This window comes from Mesorhizobium sp. M1D.F.Ca.ET.043.01.1.1, from assembly GCF_003952385.1.
GTDB lineage: Bacteria > Pseudomonadota > Alphaproteobacteria > Rhizobiales > Rhizobiaceae > Mesorhizobium.
This window is the reverse complement of sequence record NZ_CP034444.1, coordinates 95,425-113,459: the sequence shown is the minus strand read 5'-3', so window position 1 is coordinate 113,459 and position 18,035 is coordinate 95,425. Positions and strand designations below refer to the sequence as shown.

Here is an 18,035-nt window from a genome sequence, read left to right as displayed (position 1 = left end):
ATGCATATGTTTCAGGCAGCTCCGGTTTCGTGAAGCATTTCACCGTTTTCGCACAATCGGCTGGTTACAGACGCACCGCAAAAGCGGCGCCGGGTGAGCGGCCGCTTCTTCTGCCGCTGCTTTGTGGAGGTCCCGATGTTTAAAAGCCTTAACCGCATCCGCGCCGCCTTTGCGCAGGCGAGCAAGCGCCGCAGGACGACACGCGAACTGAACGAGCTGCCGCCTGAGATCCGCAACGATATCGGCTGGCCACAGACCGCTCATGACAATGAGATTCGGCTGCCGTTCTAGCGCTTTGCAGTGTGATGCGACGCCAGGCAGCAGGTTCAATCGTCCGTGCTGTCTGGCCAGATGGTCAGCCGGCGGGCTTGTAGGCGCCGGCGGCCTTGTTGGCGGCCGCGAGCACCGCCTTCATGTCGAGTTCCTCGAGGACGACCATGTCGCGCACCGAACCGCTGGCGCGCACCGCAAGCGCCATGCCCATCCCCGCAACCTGATCCGGCACCTCGCCATTGACGACGACGTCGTACATGCCGCGCGTGAACATCAGGCTGCTCATCTTGCCGCCGACGCTTTCAAAAAGCGCCTGGATCGCAACTTCCCGGTTCGATCCCTGCATCAGCCCTTTGGCGGCATGGGGTTCGTAGTTGGCCAATATGGTAACCTTCATGGCAATCTCCTCCAAATATCATTGTCTCGGGCTGCCCGTGAGCAGCACGGACTTGCCTTCTTTCCCTGACATCTGACTTGGTCTGTGGACCGCTTGGGCAAGCATGGCCAATGGCGGTTCGACCGGAGCAACGCTTCGGCTCGGGATAATATGCGCTTATTCTAATATGGCGACAATCCCGTCATGCGCCGCAAGCCGGGGCGCGGACACCTTTTCCCACTCTCTACCCCAGCCACCACCACAGCCCGCCGATCACCAGCGCGATCAGCGCCGCCACGCCGGCGAGCATCACATAGGATCCTATGATCATGCCGTTGATGATCTTCTTGATGCTGGCGCGGTCGTTGAGGTTGGGGAAGGGCTCGTTCGGCAGCGGGACGCCGAGGAAATCGCAGAGCGGCCCCCAGCCGTCGGTGACCTTGAAGACCAGCAGCCTTTCCGGCGACACCGCCGCCTTCACCTCCTCGATATAGGCGTTGTAGCGCGCCACCGCCTTGTCGCGGTCGTCCATGACGCCTTTCAGCGTGCGACCCCAGACCAGCTTTCGCGACATGTCGCCGAACTTGCGGCCGAACGGCGTCAGCCATTCCAGCACCCTGAACTGCCAGACATTCTCGGTGAAGTAGATCGTGTCGATGGTGCTGTCGTACCAGGCTTCGGCGCCGCGCGGATGCAGCGTCAACAGCACCTTTGCGTTGGGGTAGGCGGCCATCAGTTCCCGCCACACGCAGCAGCCCGGATTGTCGACGGTCGCCCGGTAGTTGGCGAAGACGCGGCTCCAGTCGTGCTGGCTGCCCGGCGGGCTGTTCGCCACCTTGCGCCAGAAGTCGAGATGGCCCTTGTTGGCCTTGTTGATGATGACTTCCTGCATGTGGTAGCTCGGAAAGCCGAGCCTGTTCAGCGCGGTGAAAGTGGACCACGTGCCGGTGCGGCCGAATCCGGCCCCGATAAGCTCGAGCGTCATGCCATCCCCTCGGCCGGATTGATTTTTGTCGTTACGGCCGGCCCCGGATTTCATGTTGTGCTGAACGCGCTCCGCTCGCAACATTTTCTATTAGCATTCGCGAAAATATCTGGGCCAAATGTCGCCTGAACGATGCGCCATGACCGTTTTGGCTATTCACGCGGGCGGTAGAGACTGGTAATAGGTCAGCTACATTGACCTAAATAAAAAACTCGCCCCGCGGGAGGTGCGCCTTGACCACCCTGTTGAACCTTCTGGCCTCGCGCTCCTCGCGCATGAAGGCCTCGGAAATCCGCGAGCTCTTGAAGCTGCTCGACCAGCCTGACATCATCTCCTTTGCCGGCGGCATTCCGGACCCTTCGCTGTTTCCGGCCGAGGCCATCGCCGACGCCTACCAGGCCGTGCTTGGCGGCGCGGAGGCCGGCGCCGCCCTGCAATACCAGGTCAGCGAAGGTTTTCTGCCGCTGCGCAAATGGCTGGCCGCCCATATGGGCCAGCTCGGCGTCGCCTGTGACGAGGGCAACATCTTCATCACCTCCGGCTCGCAGCAGGCGCTCGACTATCTCGGCAAGCTCTTCTTGTCTCCCGGCGACACCGCGCTGGTCACCTGGCCGACGTATCTCGGAGCGCTGCAGGCCTTCAACGCCTATGAGCCGCGCTACGACCGGCTCAACACGGCCGGCGGCAACATGACGCCGGAGGCCTACCGCGCCGCAGCCGCGGCGAATGGCGGCAAGGTGAAATTCGCTTATCTGGTTCCGGACTTCGCCAACCCGACCGGCAACACGCTAGATGCCAGGCAGCGCGAGGCGGTGCTTGACCTCGCCGGCGAGCTCGACATCGCTGTGATCGAGGACGCCGCCTACCGCGCGCTGCGCTATGGCGGGGAGGGCGTGACGCCGATCCTGGCCCTCGACTGCGCGCGCTCTGGCGGCATCGACAAGGCGCGCACGATCTATTGCGGCTCCTTCTCCAAGATCCTGTCGCCCGGCATGCGCGTCGGCTGGGTCTGCGCGCCGCGCCATGTAGTGGAGAAGCTGGTGCTGATGAAGCAGGCCTCCGACCTGCACAGCCCTTCGATCAACCAGATGGTCATGCATCGCGTCGCCGAGACCATCTTCGACGGCCAGGTGGAAAAACTGATCGGCGCCTACCGCCGGCGCCGCGACGCGCTGCTCGGCGCGCTCGAAGCCAGCATGCCGAAGGGCATCTCGTGGAGCCGGCCGGATGGCGGCATGTTCGTCTGGCTGACGCTGCCGGAAGACGCCGACGCCACCGATCTCCTGGCGCGTTCGGTGAAGGAGGCGCGCGTCGCCTTCGTGCCGGGCAACGCCTTCTACGCCGACGGCACCGGCCGCAACACGCTGCGCATGTCGTTTACGCTGGCCGATGACCGTGCGGTGAACGAGGGTGTGCCGAGGCTGGCGAAGCTGCTGCAAGCGTAGTCTCCCCCTCTTGGGCCCTCTTGGGGAGATCGACAGCCGGCCATCACCTTCTTCTCGCGCAGGCGTGATTGGTGGTGCTCAGGCGTGATTTCCGACAAGGCCGGTTGTTCGGCTAGGGTCGCGGCCGATCCAACACCCCCTGGATCGACCGGCCGCGAGATCCCACCTCCACGGCCGAACGAAAGAGCCCCGACGGCCTCCACCGGCGGGGCTTTTTTTCGTGCTTGCGAGGGTTCGCTGGCGCTGCCCTTTTTGGGGCCGCTCCGCTAAACTCTCACACCTTGGCCAGAAGGGGAGGAAAGCATGACCCTACGCCTCGGCTTCACCTTGCTTGCGCTCGCTGCCTTCGCCACCCAGGCATCGGCCTTCGAAATCTCCAGCCCGTCGGTCTCCAACGGCAAATGGGGTGCAAAATATCTCGGCGACAAGGCCGGCTGCGGCGGCAAGAGCGTCTCGATCGCGCTTGCCTGGAAGGACCCGCCGGCCGGCACCAAGAGCTACGCGCTCACCATGTTCGATCCCGATGCCAATGGCGGCAAGGGCTTCTGGCATTGGCTGGTCTGGAACATCCCGGCCAGCGCCAAGGGCCTGGCCGAGGGCGCCGGCTCGAAAAGCGGCAAGCGCATGCCCAAGGGCGCGGTGTCCGGCGAAGGCGGTGTCGGCCGCTCCGGCTATTTCGGCCCATGTCCGCCGCCCGGCAGCGGCACTCATCACTATCTCTTCACGCTCTATGCGCTCGGCGAGCCGAAGCTGCGCACGCCGGAAAATCCGTCGCCGGAGATGGTGTCGGTCGCGGCGAAAAGTCAGGCGCTGGCCGAGGCGAGTGTGACCTATACGTATGGGAGGTAGCTGATCTCCCTCTCGAGGCCCCCAAGTAAGGGAGATCAGCTAAATCACGCCGCCTTCGCGACCTCGTCCAGTTCCCGGAGAACCTCAGCCGGCAACTCGAACTCCGCCGCCGCGAGATTCTCGCGCAGATGCCCGGCGGACGATGTGCCCGGGATCAGCAGGATGTTGGGCGAACGCTGCAACAGCCAGGCGAGCGCCACCTGCATCGGCGTCGCGCCGAGCCGTTCAGCGACACCCGACAAGGTCGAGGACTGTAGCGGATTGAAGCCGCCGAGCGGGAAGAACGGCACATAGGCGATGCCGTCGCGGGCAAGCTCATCGATCAGCGAGTCGTCGTCCCGATGCGCCAGATTGTACTGGTTCTGAACGCAGGCGATCTTGCAGATCTTGCGGCCTTCCTCGATCTGCCTGCGGGTCACATTGCTCAAGCCGATATGGCGCACCAAGCCCTTGCGCTGCAATTCGGCCAGAGCGGCCAACTGCGCCTCGATCGAGCCTTCGGCCGGGCCGTGAATGCCGAACATGATGCGCAGATTGACCACCTCGAGGACGTCGAGCCCGAGATTGCCGAGGTTGTCGTGCACGGCCTGGGTGAGTTCTTCGGGCGAATAGGCCGGCAGCCAGGAGGCATCGCTGCCCCGACGGGCGCCGATCTTGGTCACGATCACCAGATCGTCCGGATAGGGCGCCAGCGCCTCCCTGATCAGCCTGTTGGTGACATGAGGCCCATAGTAGTCGCTGGTGTCGATGTGGTTCACGCCTTGCGCCACGGCCTCGCGCAGCACGGCGATCGCCGCGGCAGGATCTTTCGGTGGACCGAACACGCCCTTGCCGGCTAGCTGCATGGCGCCGTAGCCGAGCCGGCGGACGATGCGGTCGCCGAGTTTGTAGGTGCCGGATTTGTCACTGGACATCGTGGTTCTCCTTCGCTGTCGGCGACGGAGATAGGGCATGGTCTCTGTCCCGATAACAGGGTATAACCGGCACAACTTGTGCGGAATTGAGAACAATGGCTGCTGACCTCAACGATCTCCAGGGATTTCTGGCGGTGGCGCGCGCCGGTGGCTTTCGCGAAGCGGCCCGGGTGACGGCGGGCAGTGCGTCTGTGCTCAGTGAAGCCATCCGCCGTTTGGAGAGCCAGCTCGGCGTGCGGCTCTTCAATCGCACCACGCGCAGTGTCGCTTTGACCGAGGCGGGCGCCAGCTTGCTTGCCCGGCTCGCCCCGGCGCTGGGCGAGGTCGAAGCAGCGCTTGATGTCGTCAACGGCTTTCGCGACCGGCCCGCCGGCACCTTGCGCCTCAACGTCCCGATCAGCGCGTCTCGGCTGGTGCTGCCAAAAATCGTTCCGGGATTTCTCGCCGCCTATCCCGCCATTCGCCTGGAAGTGATCGCGGAGGAGAATTTCGTCGACCTGCTGGTGGCAGGCTGCGATGCCGGCATCCGCTACGACGAGCGGCTGGAGCAGGACATGATCGCGGTGCCGATCGGGCCGCGCGCGCAGCGCTTCACCACTTCCGCCTCGCCGGCCTACCTCGCCCAGCACGGTCGGCCGCAACACCCGCGTGACCTGCTTGGTCATGCGTGCCTGCGTGGCCGCTTTCCCAGCGGGGTCATGACGCCCTGGGAATTCGAACGCGACGGCGAGGTGGTGCGGGTCGATCCCACCGGGCCATTGGTCGTCAGCATCGGTGGGGGCGTCGATCTCGGCATCGATGCGGCGATCGCCGGCGTCGGCATTCTGTGGCTGTTCGAGGACTGGGTACGTCCGCATTTCGAGAGCGGCGTGCTGGAGCCTGTGCTGGAGCCATGGTGGCAGGAGTTTTCCGGGCCGTTCCTCTATTACCCCGGGCGCCGCCTGGTGCCCGCGCCGCTGCGCGCCTTCATTGACTACATCAAGACACCGGCGGGTCGGTGGTGACAAAAGCAAAAGGCCGCCCGGAGGCGGCCTTTCGAAAACATGTGAGCGTACGATCAGCGCTTCGAGAACTGGAAGCTGCGGCGGGCCTTTGCCTTGCCGTACTTCTTGCGCTCGACGACGCGGCTGTCGCGGGTGAGGAAGCCGCCCTTCTTGAGCACCGAGCGCAGCGCCGGCTCGTAGTAGGTCAGCGCCTTGGAGATGCCGTGACGCACGGCGCCCGCCTGGCCGGAGAGGCCGCCGCCGATGACGGTGGCGACGATGTCGTACTGGCCGGCGCGGTTGGCGGCGACGATCGGCTGGTTGAGGATCATCTGCAGCACCGGACGCGCGAAATAGGTCGCGAATTCCTTGTCGTTGACAGTGATCTTGCCGGAGCCCGGCTTCACCCAGACGCGCGCGATGGCGTTCTTGCGCTTGCCGGTGGCATAGGCGCGGCCCGACTTGTCGAGCTTCTGGACGTGGACGGGCGCGGCCGGCTGCGCGGCGGCAGTGACAGTCCCGAGTTCTGCGAGCGAGGAAAGCTCAGCCATTACGAGGCCCTCTTGTTCTTGGAGTTCAGCTTGGCCACGTCGAGCGTGACGGGCTGCTGGGCGGCGTGCGGATGCTCGGCGCCTGCGTAGACGCGGAGATTCTTCATCTGGCGGCGGCCAAGCGGGCCGCGCGGGATCATGCGCTCAACGGCCTTCTCGACGACGCGCTCGGGGAAGCGGCCTTCGAGCAGCTGGCGCGCGGTGCGCTCCTTGATGCCGCCGGGATGGCCGGTGTGCCAGTAATAGACCTTGTCGGTGTATTTCTTGCCGGTGAACACCACCTTGTCGGCATTGATGACGATGACGTTGTCGCCATCATCGACATGCGGGGTGAAGGTGGGCTTGTGCTTGCCGCGCAGATGGTTGGCGATGACAGTGGCGAGGCGTCCGACGACGAGACCTTCGGCGTCGATCAGCACCCACTTCTTCACCACATCCGCAGGCTTCTGCGAAAAGGTAGCCATGGTTTTGCTCTCAGTTGGACCTTCCTCATCCGCAAAGGACAGGGAAAGGCGTTTCTTGTTGCTTGAATTGACAGGGCGGCTAAGCCATCCGCCAATAACAAAACGGCGGCCGTTGCGGGCCGCTGCTTCGGGTGGGCTTATAGGCGAGGGCGTCAGGCGGGTCAAGGCCGCCGAAAACTATGTCGGCGCGAATAATAAAGTAAAAACAATAGTTTGAGAAAGAGGTACTATTTTACCCCATTGCGGGTCGCTTTGGCGGGATCGAATAGGTGCCTGTGGCATGCGCCACGGTGTGCCCGTCCGGGCCGGCGACGATGTCGATATCGAACACCATCAGGCTCTTCCCGAGCTTCAGTATGCGGCAATGGCCGTCGATCGGCCCGGCCTCGGCCTTGCGGACAAAATTGATGTTGAGGTTGGTGGTCACCGAAAGCGCGTCGGGGCCTGCATGGGAGAGCACGCAGACATAGCCGCCGATATCGGCCAGCGTGAACAGCGACGGACCGGAGACCGTGCCGCCCGGGCGCAGGTGCCGTTCGTCGGCATTGAGGCGAACCGTGCAGCCGCCGGGAAACACGTCCAGCGCCTGATAGGATGTAAGCCGGTCGTTGAGTTGCGGGTATACGCTCTCCATCAGCGCATTGACTTCCGCCGCGGTGAGCATCGGCTTCAGATTGCTTTGGGCAGGCATGCGCGATTTCCTATATGGAAGGGAGGCACCAGGCGGTGAGCGTCTGGACCAAAGGATGCGACGCAGAAAACACGCCTCGCGGCTGTTCTTCAACCGGCAGCGTGCTAGTTCTGTTGCTCCATGGGCCGCGGACGCCGATCGAGAGGTTTTGCAAATGGCTGAAGTTGTCGCCATCAAGCCCGCCGTCACGGAAGGCCCCGTTCTCGCCAGCCAGGACAAAGGCGTGCTGCGCCTGACGCTTGGCAGCCCGCCGGCCAACGCGCTGTCACTGGCGACGATGGCGGCGCTGCAGGTCGAATTCGATCGGGCGAGGGAAGACAAGTCCGTTCGCGTCATCATCCTGGCGGCATCCGGAAAAGTGTTCTGCGCCGGCCACGACCTCAAGGAAATGACCGCGCACCGCGCCGATTCCGATCGTGGCCGCGCCTTCTTCGAGAAGACTTTCGCCGCCTGCGCCAACCTGATGCAGACGATCGTGCGCCATCCAAAGCCGGTGGTCGCCGAGGTCGATGGCCTGGCCACCGCAGCCGGCCTGCAGCTCGTTGCAAGCTGCGATCTTGCGATTGCCTCGCATGAGGCGACCTTCTGCACGCCTGGCGTCAACATCGGCCTGTTCTGCTCGACGCCGATGGTGGCGCTGTCGCGCAACGTCTCGCGCAAGCAGGCGATGGAGATGCTTTTGACCGGCGAGACGATTGACGCGGCGACGGCCAAGGAATTCGGCCTGGTCAACCGCATCGTGCCGCGCGAATATCTGAATCAGGTTGTCAACAAATACGCTCAAGCCATTGCTTCCAAATCATCTTTGGTCGTCAAGACCGGCAAGGAAGCATTCTACGCGCAGGCCGAGATGGGGCTCGCCGACGCCTATGCCTATACTGGCCGGGTGATGGTCGAAAACATGCTGGCGCGCGACGCCGAGGAAGGCATCGGCGCCTTCATCGGCAAGCGCAACCCCGAATGGACCGACGAATAGTCGGCCCGGGATGCAGCCGCGCTTTTCCATCGTTGAGGGTTCGACGTGGTTGCCCGCAGGCCACTGACGCGGCTGAAGGCGCCATACCTCAAGCGCATCCTGCTTGAGCCGTCGCGCGTCGCGGATTGGGACCAATATCCGTGGGATCTGCCGATCTTCCAAGGCCGCGAATTCGAGCTTGAATTCACGAGTGCCATCACCATCATCGTCGGCGAGAACGGCACCGGCAAATCGACGCTGCTCGAAGCCATCGGCGCCCTGGCCGGCTATGACGAAGCCGGCGGCGGCAAAGGTTATATGCCCGTCGACCACTCCAGTGCCATCGACAGGAGCGGCGCGGCTCTTGCCGGCGCGCTGCGAGCCCACTGGCTGCCGAAGGTCACCGCGGGTTGGTTCTTTCGCGCCGAATCGTTCTACTCCATAGCTCGCTACCTCGATCAGGCGGCACTCGTTTCTGGCGGAGCGCCACCTGATTTCCTGTCATGGTCGCATGGCGAAGGCTTCATCCGCTTCTTCGAGGAGCGCTGCAGCCGCCAGGGCATCTACATCCTCGACGAGCCCGAAAGCGCGCTGTCGCCGACGCGCCAGATCGAGCTGCTCAAGCTCCTCCAGCGGATGGATCAATCCGGCACCGCGCAGGTGATCATGGCCACGCACTCGCCGCTGCTGACGGCCTGTCCGAATGCGCAGCTCTTCCGCATCAGCCGCTTCGGCCTCGACCCTATCGATTTTCAGGACACCGACCATTTTCGCATGATGCGCGACTTCTGCAGCGATCCGGCTGCCTTTCTCGCCGAAGCGCTGTATGAGGACGAGCCATGAATCACGACGCCTACGACAACACCTATATCGCCGGCATCCTCAACTCGGTGAAGACCGTCGCCATGGTCGGCGCGTCGCCCAACGACGTTCGGCCGAGTTTTTTCGTGCTGAAGTACCTGCTGGCCAAGGGCTTTTCGGTGTTCCCAATCAACCCGGGTCATGCTGGCAAGGAAATCCTCGGCCGCCCCGTCTACGCCAGCCTGGCCGACCTGCCGCAGCCGGTCGACATGATCGACATTTTTCGCGGCTCGGCGGCGGTGCCGGGCGTCGTCGACCAGGTGCTGAAGCTCGATCCGCTGCCGAAGGTGGTCTGGATGCAGCTCGGCGTGCGCCATGACGAGGCCGCCGCGCGCGCCGAGGCCGCCGGCATCAAGGTGGTGATGAACCGTTGCCCGAAGATCGAATACGGCAAGCTGTCGGGCGAGATCGGCTGGACCGGCGTCAATTCCGGCGTGCTGTCGTCGAAGAAGCCTGTGATGCGGCAGGGCTTCCAGAGTTTTGGCGTGAGGCAGAAATAGGCCGATAACCAGGCGCGCAAAATTATTCTGGGAAGAAATGGATTTTCCCGGGCGTTCGCCGCAGATCGTACGCCGAAAGGTATTTTCTTCTTTGCATTCGCGACCGCGCTTCGCCAAGAATGCCCGGCGATTTCGAAAGGTTTAGAGAGGGAGGCTTCGATGACCCGTACGCCCGGTTTCAACACGCTCGCCGTTCACGCCGGCGCCAAGCCGGATCCGGCGACCGGCGCCCGCGCCACGCCGATCTACCAGACCACCTCCTACGTCTTCGATGACGCCGACCACGCCGCCTCGCTGTTCGGGCTGAAGGCATTCGGCAACATCTACACCCGCATCATGAACCCGACCCAGGCGGTGCTCGAAGAGCGGCTTGCAGCGCTTGAAGGCGGCACGGCGGCGCTTGCCGTTGCCTCCGGCCATGCCGCGCAGGTGCTGGTCTTCCACAATCTGATGCAGCCTGGCGATAATTTCGTATCCGCCACAAAGCTCTATGGCGGTTCGATCAACCAGTTCGGTCACGCCTTCAAGAACTATGGCTGGGAGGTGCGTTGGGCCGATACCAACGACCCGTCGACCTTTGAGAGCCAGATCGACGACAGGACCAAGGCGATCTTCATCGAGAGCCTGGCCAATCCCGGCGGCATTTTCGTCGACATCGAGAAGATCGGCGACATCGCCCGCAAGCACGGCCTGCCGCTGATCGTCGACAACACGCTGGCCTCGCCCTATCTGGTGCGGCCGATCGAGCATGGCGCCGACATCGTCGTGCATTCGCTGACCAAGTTCATCGGCGGCCACGGCAATTCGATCGGCGGCGCCATCGTCGATGGCGGTACCTTCGACTGGTCGAAGTCGGGCAAATATCCGATGCTGTCGGAGCCGCGCCCCGAATATGGCGGCCTCGTGCTGCATGAGACCTTCGGCAACTTCGCCTTTGCCATCGCCGCCCGCGTGCTCGGCCTGCGCGATCTCGGCCCGGCGATCTCGCCCTTCAATGCCTTCCTGATCCTGACCGGCCTGGAAACCTTACCGCTGCGCATGCAGCGCCATTGCGACAACGCGGTGAGCGTCGCCGCCTGGCTTTCGAACCATCCGAAAGTCGCCTGGGTGAACTATCCCGGACTGCCGAGCGACAAGAACAACGCGCTCCAGAAGAAATATTCGCCGCAGGGCGCCGGCGCCGTCTTCACTTTCGGCCTCAAGGGCGGCTACGAGGCCGGCGTCAAGTTCGTCGAGGCGCTGGAACTGTTCTCGCACCTCGCCAATGTCGGCGACACCAAGTCGCTGGTCATCCATCCGGCCTCGACCACGCACCGTCAGCTTTCAGACGAGCAGAAGGTCAAGGCCGGCGCCGGGCCGGACACGGTCCGGCTGTCGATCGGCATCGAGGATGTCAACGACATCGTCGCCGATCTCGAGCAGGCGCTCAGCAAGGTTTGATCCGATGTCGGCCTTTCTCACGGTGGATACCCAACGCGTCGAGCCGGAGCCCGGCGCGCCGGCTCCGGACCGCGTGGTGTCGGGCGATCCCAAATTCCGCACCTGGAATGTCGAGGAACGGGACGGCGGCCTCTATGCCGGCATCTGGGAAGCGACGCCTGGCAAGTGGCGCATCGTCTATGACGAATGGGAGTTCTGTCACATCCTGTCCGGCGTCTCGGTGATCACCGAGGACGGCGGCGAGGCGCGCACGGTCAGGGCCGGCGACAGTTTCGTGCTGCGGCCCGGCTTCAAGGGGAGCTGGGAAGTGCTGGAGACCACCCGCAAGGAATATGTGATCAAGCTTTGACGGCTTTCGGCCGGTTCACAACAGCCGGTCGATATCGTCGCCGGAAAATCCGCACTCGCTCATCATCGTCCGGTGCCACGGGCTGCCGAGCAGTTCATCCAGGCACCGATCCACTTTCTGGCGCAGCACATCGTTGCTCTTGGCCAGCGCGAAGGCGCCGGCGGCAGGCTGCTTTTCGGAAGCCGGCACGTCGATGACTTCGAGCGGTGCATCAGGTCGCCGGGCGATGTAGCCGCGATGCGCCATGGCGACGCTGGCATAGGCCTGCACCGTGCCGGTGGCCACCGCTTCCGCCGCCTCTGCTTGCGTGGCGAGTACCGTGATCCGCTCCGGCGGAACGCCGTTCTGCAACGCGGTTCGATGCTGAATCTGGTCCGATATCACAGCTAGTATCGCTGAAGGATTTCGAGCGAGGGAGCGGTAGCCCTCCACGCTTAGCGGATTGTCCTTTGTGACCATCAGCCCGTCCGGCAGCGACCAGATAGGCCGTGTAAAGTCGACGAGTTTTCTGCGCTCGTCCGAGATGAACAGACCGGTGGTCATGTCCCAGCGGCCGTTGGCCACTCCGGGCAGCAGGTCGGCGAACTCCGTCTCGATTGGCGCGAAATCCGCCAGCGCGAGCATCCGGCAAATCTTCTCGGCGAGTTTCACGTCGCAGCCGCCGAGCTTGCCGGATGCATCGGTGAAGCAGAAGGGAGGTTCCTGCAAGAAGGCAAACCGCATTTCGTGTCGTCTCAGAAAGTTACGGCGAGCCGCTCCAGCCCATGAAAGTGATAGCTGTCGCGGAAGCGCGGCTCCTCGGCCAAACGCAACTTTGGCAGGCGCTCGCACAGCGCTTTCAACGACACCTGCAATTCAAGTCTGGCCAGCGGCGCGCCGATGCAGAAATGGATGCCGGCGCCGAAGGAGACGTTCTTCTGGTCCGTGCGCGCCGGGTTGAAAATGTCAGGTCCGGCGAACGCCAGCGGATCGCGATTGGCCATGCCGAGCAGCAGCGCGACCATCTCGCCGGGCTTGACCGGAATGCCCGGCGCAACTTCGATCTCTTCATAGGCGTAACGCAGGAACATGTGCAGCGGCGCATCGTAGCGCAGGCATTCCTCGACCGTCGCGACATTCGCCTCAGGTGTTTCGAAGAAGCGGCGCGCGTCGCCGCCTTGCGCCAGGATCGAGCGCACCGCATTGCCGGTCTGGTGCACGGTCGCCTCGTGGCCGGCGTTGAGCAAGAGGATCGCCGAGGAAACCAGCTCGTCCTCGGAAAGTTTTTGGCCGTTGTCCTGCGCCTGGATCAGCAGCGAAAGCAGATCATCGCCAGGCTTCCTGCGCCGCTCGGCCACGTAACCGCGCAGGAAGTCGGAAAAGTCGCGAGCGGCGCGGTTCGCGACATCTTCGGTCTCGCGCGTGCGGCCATGCATATACATGGCGACCATCCGATGCGACCAGTCGAGCAGTTGCGGCCCCATCTCGGCTGGGACGCCGAGCATTTCGGCGATGATGGTGATCGGCAAAGGCGAGGCATAGGAGGGCAAAAGGTCGACGCCGCCCGGCTCAAAGCGGTCGATCAGCTCGTTGGCCAAAGCCTCGATGCGTGGCCGCAGCCGCTCTACCTGGCGCGAGACGAAGGCCCGGTTCACCAGCGTCCGCAGCCTGGTGTGCACCGGCGGCTCGAGCTCCAGCATCGAATTCACCTCGATCGCGTCGAAGGCGGTGAGGTGCGAGCGGTCGTCACCGACGCCGCGGCTGTCGGGAATGCCGGCCGGGTTCTGGCGGCCGAAGCGGCGGTCGCGCAGCAGCCGATTGACGTCGTCGAAGCCGCCAAAACACCAGAAGCCATAGTCTTCCCAGAAGAAGGCATTCGAGATGCCGTGCAGGAGGGCATAGGTCTCATAGGGGTTCTGCACGAAGGCGGGCTGGTGCGGATCGAGCCGCAGGCGGCGGCTGGCGGGGTCGAAGGTGAGATAGTCTGGCGTCATGCTCGACCAATAGCGCGCCTTGTCGACCCGATGCCAGACCGTATTCTGGCGCCCGTCGAGCCGATGCGTTGAGCCAGGCAGAGACAAAATGGCGGCGTGCAAAGGGCTTCGGCGCTGCGCTTTGCTGCATGTCGCCCAAAAGTGCGCAGCGGTTTTGGGAGAACGAGATGCATCAAAACAAAGAGTTGAAGCGCTTCGCCCGAACCCGTTTCTGCGCGGCGCGCTTTAATGTCCGGTCTTCAATATGCCGGCCACCTTGGCGGCGATCGCGGCGTCGAGCGCCTGCCAGTTTCCGAGGAGCTCGCGCGGAAAACGGTAGGTGAGGCTGAGATCGTCGCCCACCTGGATGTCGCGTTCGCACGGCGCCAGCGACTCCTCGGCGTTCGGGCCGCTCAGGCAGCGGGCGACGAATGGGTCTTTCCCCGGGCGCTCGGCAACCGCCAGCACCTCATTGAGATAGCCTGATTTCTCGGTGAAGCCGTAGAGCGTCGTTCCGTCCGGGCCGGGCGTGCCCGGCTTGACGATCAGGGCGCTGTAGATCGGCGCGAAGCGGCCGCTCATGTCGCGCGACATCATCCGCGGCTCGAACGACAGGAAGATGATCTTCTTGGTCGGGGCATGGTTGAAGTCGTCGCGCGCGGCGGCGCTGTAGCCGTCCATCTCGGGATAGCGCAGATAGAGGTCGAGGCGCGAGGCTATGCCGTCGCGCCTGGCCTGGTCGAAGCGGATGAAGTTGGCCGGCACGCCGATCACGTTGTTGCCTATCACCACCTGCCGGACGGTCGTGTCGTCGGTATAGCCGGCCATGGCGATCGACCGGCCGAGCCATTTGCCGCCGACGCTGATGGCCACCGAGAGAAGGGCGAGCGCCGCGAAGGCGTAGAACACCCGCTTCATTAACCTCGAGTCGACGACCTCGAACTCCGGGCTGGCGGCAGTTGCCTCTCTCATCGCGGTCCCCGATCCGTTCACCTGTCCTCAGGTGGCACAGCGCGCGCGGCATGGCTCTTGCAGCGCGATGGCACGACTGTGCGGTCTCATGGTAAACGGTTGGTAAAGATGGATCCGATGTTGCTCCCTCTCTACGCTTTTGCGGTCGGCCTGACGGCTTGCGGCCTCGCTGGTTCGGCGATGGAAATCCTCTGCGGCCGCCGGCTGGCCTTCGCCGAGCCCTATGTGTCGCCTGCCCATATCGTGCGCTCGCTCGCGGCGACCGCCTGCGCCGGCCCGTTCATGCTCGCCAATGATGCGCTGGCTGCCCGGCGCGAGGGGCGCATTGGCACGCTGGCGCTGCTTTCGTGCGGCTGCACTGCCGTGGCCTGGGCGTTGGCGCTCGGCGTCGTGCTGATCACCATTGCCTCCTGGGTGGCCGGTCTTTATGTCTGATTTTAAGCATGTCTTTGTCCCGAAACCGCTGCACACTTTCGGGAGACATGCTTTAGGCTCTGCCGAGTTCTCGGCTTGAGACGAATCGGAGACAAGAATGCCGATCTACACGATCGATGGGAAAGCGCCTCGGTTCGAGGATGCGGAAACCAACTGGGTGGCGCCCGACGCAACACTGATCGGCGATATCAGGATAGGCCGCAACGCCGGTTTCTGGTTCGGCGTCGTCATCCGCGGCGACGGCGAGCCGATCACGATCGGTGCCGATACCAACGTGCAGGAACATACGGTCATGCACACCGATCCGGGCTTTCCGTTGACGATCGGCGAAGGCTGCACGATCGGTCATCGCGCGTTGCTGCATGGCTGCACCGTCGACGACAACAGCCTGATCGGAATGGGCGCCGTCGTGCTCAACGGAGCGAAGATCGGCAAGAATTCCCTGGTCGGCGCCGGCGCCCTGGTGACGGAAAACAAGGTCTTTCCGGACAATTCCCTGATCGTCGGCTCGCCCGCCAAGGTGATAAGGGTGCTGGACGATGCGGCGATCGAGAGGCTGCGCGTCTCGGCCGCGCACTATGTCGCCAACGGCAGACGTTTCAAGGCCGGATTGAAGAACGCCTGAGAGCTTGCGTTCCCCGCGACGGCTTGCCATCGGCTTATCCGCTCCGGGACATCGCCTCGCGCAACAGCAACACTCCCGCTTCGAAGCCGGCCTGGTCCGCACCTTCGAGCGCGGTCCCGTAATCATCGATGCGCGTTCTGAGCGTCGGATCCGCGCCGGATGCCAGCAGCAGGCGGATCGCCTGCGCGTCGCGCTGCGCCACGGCATAGTGGAGAGGCGTCCAGTCATTGACGCCGCGCATGTTCGGATCTGCGCCATGCTCGATCAGGATCCTGACGATCTCCAGCCTGTCCGGCCGCTCGGCCGACAGCGCCGCGATCAAGGAAGGAAATCCGGCGTGGTCCTCGTAGTTCGGGTTCGAGCCGGCATCGAGCAGCGTCGAGATAAAGGCCAACGGGCTCCAATAGATGGCGTATTCCAGCGGATGGCCGAGGCCGAGCTCGAAGGGCATCCTCTCGTCGAAACAGCGCGCCGAGCCGCCGAGCGCCTTGCCAAGAGCCTCGAGGTCGCCCGCCTTGAAGGCATCGTCGATGGCCTTGAAGAGCTTGGCGCGCTCGCAGCGGTCGTCAGCGATTTCCAGCATCGCCTTCCATCGGAAATGGACAGCCATATTGCGCCCATTCCGCCACGACCGGAAAGGCCTGACAGAGCGAAGGCGAAAATGGCGGAGCCGGCCCGGGGACAGGGCCGGCTCCTAAAACCCGGTCGTTGGGGACGGGGAGGGTGGGGACTCGACCGGGCTTTTCCCTAAGCACCTCGCATGAATGCGACGTGCTTAATCTCTTTGTGCATGTCGTTGCCCCAAAACCGCTGCGCACTTTTGGGCGACATGCATCGGCGTCCTAGCGGACGCTGGCGACGGCGTCCTCGCGGCCGTCGCTGATCGAAACCCAAACGCCTGAATTCTCGGTCGATTGACGTTTGAGGTAGGTGTAGACCGTGTCGTTCCAGGCGAGCACTTTCGGCTCGAGGTTGTCGAGGATGAATTCGCCGAGGCTGGTGCGCACTGTCAGCACCGCGTGGCCGTCGCCGTTCGGCTGCCGCACGACCGTCATCAAGAGGTCGCCGGCGGGGACGCCCACGGCCATCAGTTGGCGGCGCTTCTCCAGCGCATAGTCCTCGCAGTCGCCATAGCCGTTGCCGGGATAGGCCCAGTGTTCCTCGACCCCGTAGATCTCCATGTCGGTGCGCGGCTTGACGCGGGTGTTCACCGAATTGTTGACGTTGATGATCGTCGCCCACAGCTTGCGGGTCAGGTCGACCGGCGTTCCCTTCGGGGTCTTCTCGTTGCATTCGACCGGAATACGCTGACAGAATTCATAGTGACCGACCGGCTGGGTGGTGCGGCCACCCGTATGCATGAACACCGGTCCAGCGCTTGCCGTGCCCCAGGCGAAAAGCTGCATCGCCATTGCCAATAGCAACAGCTTGCCCCTCGTCATTTTCATTATGGTAGTCTCCCCGTTTGCGAGAGACTGTGCCACGTTGGGATTTATTTGACGCAAAAACCCGAAGTAGATATTGAGTAAAACGCCCGTAGAATAAATATAAAATTTGAACTATCTCGATTTCGGATCGTTGAGATTTTGCTCGGCCGTGTGGCCGCGGAAGGGCACCGGAGCGCCCAACAAAAAACCGGCCGCTGGCGGCCGGTTTGATGCATGCTTGAGTTCAGCAGCGATCAGGATCTCGGCGCGTTGAATTCCGAGTCCAGTGTCTCCGGCCGCTGGATGACGGCGAATTCGATGGCGACGCCGTCCTCGAAGTGACGCACTACCTGGCCGCGCATTGTTCCAAGCATCACCTGCACGCCGATTGCCGGCTTGACGTCGATCTCGATCGCTGCGCCTGAGAGCGACAGGTCGATGATGCGGCATTGGTACTGGCGCCCGTCGGTGAGCTGCAGCACGCTCATCGGATTGCGCGGCGCGACGCGCTCATGGCGCCGGTCTTCCGGCAGATCCAACTCATGCTTGTTGGCGAGCCAGGTGAGCTGCGCGGCGAGCTTGTCCTTCTTGCGGTCCGAAGCGATGACGGTCATAGCAAAACCGTCCTGCGAGGTCCGCGTCACGATGCCTTCGATGCGACCGATATGGTCGATATAGGCAATGACCTTCTCGCCCGGCATGCCGATGCGTTCGGTGCGCAAGGCGACGTTGCCGGGCGACATGTCGATCACCTGGCACGAATGCTCTGTGCGGTCCTCCAGCATAAAGCGTCCGTAGATTTTCACCCGGACACGCTGAAAATTGCGCCGCTCCACGCGGGACGGCGCGTAGTCTGCCGCCGCTGACCTCATGACTTGCCTACACCCCGTTGGCATTCCTCGCGACGATGCGAGGAATTTCACCGGAAAAGCTACAGCAAAGGAGGTTAAAAAAGGGGAAAAAGCCGGCCTCAAATGGCTGGGAGACC

The 18,035-nt window shown here is 63.4% G+C and carries 23 protein-coding genes; 11 read left to right on the top strand and 12 right to left on the bottom strand.

Features of this window, described 5'->3' with window-relative positions; all coding sequences use genetic code 11:
• Positions 1-135 precede the first annotated feature (135 nt).
• The gene (locus tag EJ067_RS00665) at positions 136-291 is read left to right on the top strand and encodes a DUF1127 domain-containing protein (protein ID WP_126084200.1); all 156 of its coding nucleotides are present in this window, start codon (positions 136-138) and stop codon (positions 289-291) included.
• 64 nt (positions 292-355) lie between these two features.
• Here the strand turns inward: EJ067_RS00665 and EJ067_RS00660 are convergent, their stop codons facing one another.
• Both EJ067_RS00660 and EJ067_RS00655 read right to left on the bottom strand, forming a co-directional pair.
• Positions 356-670, bottom strand: a complete 315-nt coding sequence (locus tag EJ067_RS00660; protein ID WP_126084199.1) for a GYD domain-containing protein — start codon at positions 668-670, stop codon at positions 356-358.
• Between the two features lie 223 nt (positions 671-893).
• Entirely contained in the window at positions 894-1,634 is a 741-nt protein-coding gene (locus EJ067_RS00655) for a sulfotransferase family protein (protein WP_126084198.1), read from the bottom strand.
• 275 nt (positions 1,635-1,909) lie between these two features.
• On the opposite strand from EJ067_RS00655, the gene EJ067_RS00650 reads away from it, so the two are divergent.
• Together EJ067_RS00650 and EJ067_RS00645 are read left to right on the top strand one after the other, a co-directional pair.
• Entirely contained in the window at positions 1,910-3,079 is a 1,170-nt protein-coding gene (locus EJ067_RS00650; RefSeq protein ID WP_126089443.1) for a PLP-dependent aminotransferase family protein, read from the top strand.
• A 303-nt stretch (positions 3,080-3,382) separates the two neighbouring features.
• Positions 3,383-3,928 carry a YbhB/YbcL family Raf kinase inhibitor-like protein gene (locus EJ067_RS00645; RefSeq protein WP_126084197.1) on the top strand — a complete coding sequence of 182 codons (546 nt, stop codon included), beginning with the start codon at positions 3,383-3,385 and terminating at the stop codon, positions 3,926-3,928.
• Positions 3,929-3,972: 44 nt separating this feature from the next.
• On the opposite strand, the gene EJ067_RS00640 is transcribed toward EJ067_RS00645, so the two are convergent.
• Positions 3,973-4,842 carry an aldo/keto reductase family oxidoreductase gene (locus EJ067_RS00640; protein WP_126084196.1) on the bottom strand — a complete coding sequence of 290 codons (870 nt, stop codon included), beginning with the start codon at positions 4,840-4,842 and terminating at the stop codon, positions 3,973-3,975.
• A gap of 95 nt (positions 4,843-4,937) precedes the next feature.
• Between EJ067_RS00640 and EJ067_RS00635 the strand changes: the two genes are divergently transcribed.
• On the top strand, positions 4,938-5,846 hold the full coding sequence (locus EJ067_RS00635; RefSeq protein WP_126084195.1) for a LysR family transcriptional regulator: 909 nt from the start codon (positions 4,938-4,940) through the stop codon (positions 5,844-5,846).
• 53 nt (positions 5,847-5,899) lie between these two features.
• Here EJ067_RS00635 and rpsI read toward each other — a convergent pair whose 3' ends face one another.
• From rpsI to EJ067_RS00620, 3 genes are all read right to left on the bottom strand, one after another.
• Complete coding sequence (gene rpsI, locus EJ067_RS00630; protein WP_040969232.1) at positions 5,900-6,376, bottom strand: 30S ribosomal protein S9; 477 nt, start codon at positions 6,374-6,376, stop codon at positions 5,900-5,902.
• Positions 6,376-6,840, bottom strand: a complete 465-nt coding sequence (rplM, locus tag EJ067_RS00625) for a 50S ribosomal protein L13 (RefSeq protein WP_059184834.1) — start codon at positions 6,838-6,840, stop codon at positions 6,376-6,378. Before rplM ends, rpsI begins: the two co-directional genes overlap by 1 nt.
• 232 nt (positions 6,841-7,072) lie before the next feature.
• Positions 7,073-7,531, bottom strand: a complete 459-nt coding sequence (locus EJ067_RS00620) for a PaaI family thioesterase (protein ID WP_126084194.1) — start codon at positions 7,529-7,531, stop codon at positions 7,073-7,075.
• Positions 7,532-7,685: 154 nt separating this feature from the next.
• Between EJ067_RS00620 and EJ067_RS00615 the strand changes: the two genes are divergently transcribed.
• The 5 genes from EJ067_RS00615 to EJ067_RS00595 all read left to right on the top strand — a co-directional run bounded on the left by EJ067_RS00615 (position 7,686) and on the right by EJ067_RS00595 (position 11,636).
• Complete coding sequence (locus tag EJ067_RS00615; protein WP_126084193.1) at positions 7,686-8,507, top strand: enoyl-CoA hydratase; 822 nt, start codon at positions 7,686-7,688, stop codon at positions 8,505-8,507.
• A gap of 45 nt (positions 8,508-8,552) precedes the next feature.
• On the top strand, positions 8,553-9,329 hold the full coding sequence (locus EJ067_RS00610) for an AAA family ATPase (RefSeq protein ID WP_126084192.1): 777 nt from the start codon (positions 8,553-8,555) through the stop codon (positions 9,327-9,329).
• Entirely contained in the window at positions 9,326-9,847 is a 522-nt protein-coding gene (locus EJ067_RS00605) for a CoA-binding protein (RefSeq protein WP_126084191.1), read from the top strand. Before EJ067_RS00610 ends, EJ067_RS00605 begins: the two co-directional genes overlap by 4 nt.
• Before the next feature lie 159 nt (positions 9,848-10,006).
• The gene (locus EJ067_RS00600) at positions 10,007-11,287 is read left to right on the top strand and encodes an O-acetylhomoserine aminocarboxypropyltransferase (protein ID WP_126084190.1); all 1,281 of its coding nucleotides are present in this window, start codon (positions 10,007-10,009) and stop codon (positions 11,285-11,287) included.
• A gap of 4 nt (positions 11,288-11,291) precedes the next feature.
• Entirely contained in the window at positions 11,292-11,636 is a 345-nt protein-coding gene (locus EJ067_RS00595; protein ID WP_126084189.1) for a cupin domain-containing protein, read from the top strand.
• A gap of 15 nt (positions 11,637-11,651) precedes the next feature.
• On the opposite strand, the gene EJ067_RS00590 is transcribed toward EJ067_RS00595, so the two are convergent.
• From EJ067_RS00590 to EJ067_RS00575, 3 genes are all read right to left on the bottom strand, one after another.
• Positions 11,652-12,359 carry a transporter substrate-binding domain-containing protein gene (locus EJ067_RS00590; RefSeq protein WP_126084188.1) on the bottom strand — a complete coding sequence of 236 codons (708 nt, stop codon included), beginning with the start codon at positions 12,357-12,359 and terminating at the stop codon, positions 11,652-11,654.
• An 11-nt stretch (positions 12,360-12,370) separates the two neighbouring features.
• Positions 12,371-13,609, bottom strand: a complete 1,239-nt coding sequence (locus EJ067_RS00585) for a cytochrome P450 (RefSeq protein WP_126084187.1) — start codon at positions 13,607-13,609, stop codon at positions 12,371-12,373.
• 225 nt (positions 13,610-13,834) lie between these two features.
• Positions 13,835-14,560, bottom strand: coding sequence for a hypothetical protein (locus EJ067_RS00575; RefSeq protein WP_126084186.1), 726 nt, complete (start codon positions 14,558-14,560; stop codon positions 13,835-13,837).
• Positions 14,561-14,668: 108 nt separating this feature from the next.
• Between EJ067_RS00575 and EJ067_RS00570 the strand changes: the two genes are divergently transcribed.
• On the top strand, positions 14,669-14,995 hold the full coding sequence (locus EJ067_RS00570) for a hypothetical protein (protein ID WP_126084185.1): 327 nt from the start codon (positions 14,669-14,671) through the stop codon (positions 14,993-14,995).
• A 97-nt stretch (positions 14,996-15,092) separates the two neighbouring features.
• Positions 15,093-15,620 carry a gamma carbonic anhydrase family protein gene (locus tag EJ067_RS00565; RefSeq protein WP_126084184.1) on the top strand — a complete coding sequence of 176 codons (528 nt, stop codon included), beginning with the start codon at positions 15,093-15,095 and terminating at the stop codon, positions 15,618-15,620.
• A 34-nt stretch (positions 15,621-15,654) separates the two neighbouring features.
• Here the strand turns inward: EJ067_RS00565 and EJ067_RS00560 are convergent, their stop codons facing one another.
• The 3 genes from EJ067_RS00560 to EJ067_RS00550 all read right to left on the bottom strand — a co-directional run bounded on the left by EJ067_RS00560 (position 15,655) and on the right by EJ067_RS00550 (position 17,919).
• The gene (locus EJ067_RS00560; RefSeq protein ID WP_126084183.1) at positions 15,655-16,230 is read right to left on the bottom strand and encodes an ankyrin repeat domain-containing protein; all 576 of its coding nucleotides are present in this window, start codon (positions 16,228-16,230) and stop codon (positions 15,655-15,657) included.
• A gap of 232 nt (positions 16,231-16,462) precedes the next feature.
• Entirely contained in the window at positions 16,463-17,068 is a 606-nt protein-coding gene (locus tag EJ067_RS00555) for a transglutaminase-like cysteine peptidase (protein WP_126084182.1), read from the bottom strand.
• A gap of 233 nt (positions 17,069-17,301) precedes the next feature.
• On the bottom strand, positions 17,302-17,919 hold the full coding sequence (locus tag EJ067_RS00550) for a PilZ domain-containing protein (RefSeq protein WP_126084181.1): 618 nt from the start codon (positions 17,917-17,919) through the stop codon (positions 17,302-17,304).
• Positions 17,920-18,035: the final 116 nt, after the last annotated feature.

What these genes read in the sequence shown, in the direction of transcription:
- EJ067_RS00645 (WP_126084197.1), top strand. Translation starts at nt 3,383, where the DNA reads ATGACCCTACGCCTCGGCTTCACCTTGCTTGCGCTCGCTGCCTTCGCC.
- EJ067_RS00655 (WP_126084198.1), bottom strand. Translation starts at nt 1,634, where the DNA reads ATGACGCTCGAGCTTATCGGGGCCGGATTCGGCCGCACCGGCACGTGG.
- EJ067_RS00620 (WP_126084194.1), bottom strand. Translation starts at nt 7,531, where the DNA reads ATGCCTGCCCAAAGCAATCTGAAGCCGATGCTCACCGCGGCGGAAGTC.
- rpsI (WP_040969232.1), bottom strand. Translation starts at nt 6,376, where the DNA reads ATGGCTGAGCTTTCCTCGCTCGCAGAACTCGGGACTGTCACTGCCGCC.
- EJ067_RS00585 (WP_126084187.1), bottom strand. Translation starts at nt 13,609, where the DNA reads ATGACGCCAGACTATCTCACCTTCGACCCCGCCAGCCGCCGCCTGCGG.
- EJ067_RS00560 (WP_126084183.1), bottom strand. Translation starts at nt 16,230, where the DNA reads ATGGCTGTCCATTTCCGATGGAAGGCGATGCTGGAAATCGCTGACGAC.
- EJ067_RS00635 (WP_126084195.1), top strand. Translation starts at nt 4,938, where the DNA reads ATGGCTGCTGACCTCAACGATCTCCAGGGATTTCTGGCGGTGGCGCGC.
- EJ067_RS00615 (WP_126084193.1), top strand. Translation starts at nt 7,686, where the DNA reads ATGGCTGAAGTTGTCGCCATCAAGCCCGCCGTCACGGAAGGCCCCGTT.
- rplM (WP_059184834.1), bottom strand. Translation starts at nt 6,840, where the DNA reads ATGGCTACCTTTTCGCAGAAGCCTGCGGATGTGGTGAAGAAGTGGGTG.
- EJ067_RS00575 (WP_126084186.1), bottom strand. Translation starts at nt 14,560, where the DNA reads ATGAGAGAGGCAACTGCCGCCAGCCCGGAGTTCGAGGTCGTCGACTCG.
- EJ067_RS00640 (WP_126084196.1), bottom strand. Translation starts at nt 4,842, where the DNA reads ATGTCCAGTGACAAATCCGGCACCTACAAACTCGGCGACCGCATCGTC.
- EJ067_RS00600 (WP_126084190.1), top strand. Translation starts at nt 10,007, where the DNA reads ATGACCCGTACGCCCGGTTTCAACACGCTCGCCGTTCACGCCGGCGCC.
- EJ067_RS00555 (WP_126084182.1), bottom strand. Translation starts at nt 17,068, where the DNA reads ATGAAAATGACGAGGGGCAAGCTGTTGCTATTGGCAATGGCGATGCAG.
- EJ067_RS00590 (WP_126084188.1), bottom strand. Translation starts at nt 12,359, where the DNA reads ATGCGGTTTGCCTTCTTGCAGGAACCTCCCTTCTGCTTCACCGATGCA.
- EJ067_RS00605 (WP_126084191.1), top strand. Translation starts at nt 9,326, where the DNA reads ATGAATCACGACGCCTACGACAACACCTATATCGCCGGCATCCTCAAC.
- EJ067_RS00570 (WP_126084185.1), top strand. Translation starts at nt 14,669, where the DNA reads ATGGATCCGATGTTGCTCCCTCTCTACGCTTTTGCGGTCGGCCTGACG.
- EJ067_RS00665 (WP_126084200.1), top strand. Translation starts at nt 136, where the DNA reads ATGTTTAAAAGCCTTAACCGCATCCGCGCCGCCTTTGCGCAGGCGAGC.
- EJ067_RS00660 (WP_126084199.1), bottom strand. Translation starts at nt 670, where the DNA reads ATGAAGGTTACCATATTGGCCAACTACGAACCCCATGCCGCCAAAGGG.
- EJ067_RS00595 (WP_126084189.1), top strand. Translation starts at nt 11,292, where the DNA reads ATGTCGGCCTTTCTCACGGTGGATACCCAACGCGTCGAGCCGGAGCCC.
- EJ067_RS00650 (WP_126089443.1), top strand. Translation starts at nt 1,910, where the DNA reads ATGAAGGCCTCGGAAATCCGCGAGCTCTTGAAGCTGCTCGACCAGCCT.
- EJ067_RS00550 (WP_126084181.1), bottom strand. Translation starts at nt 17,919, where the DNA reads ATGAGGTCAGCGGCGGCAGACTACGCGCCGTCCCGCGTGGAGCGGCGC.
- EJ067_RS00565 (WP_126084184.1), top strand. Translation starts at nt 15,093, where the DNA reads ATGCCGATCTACACGATCGATGGGAAAGCGCCTCGGTTCGAGGATGCG.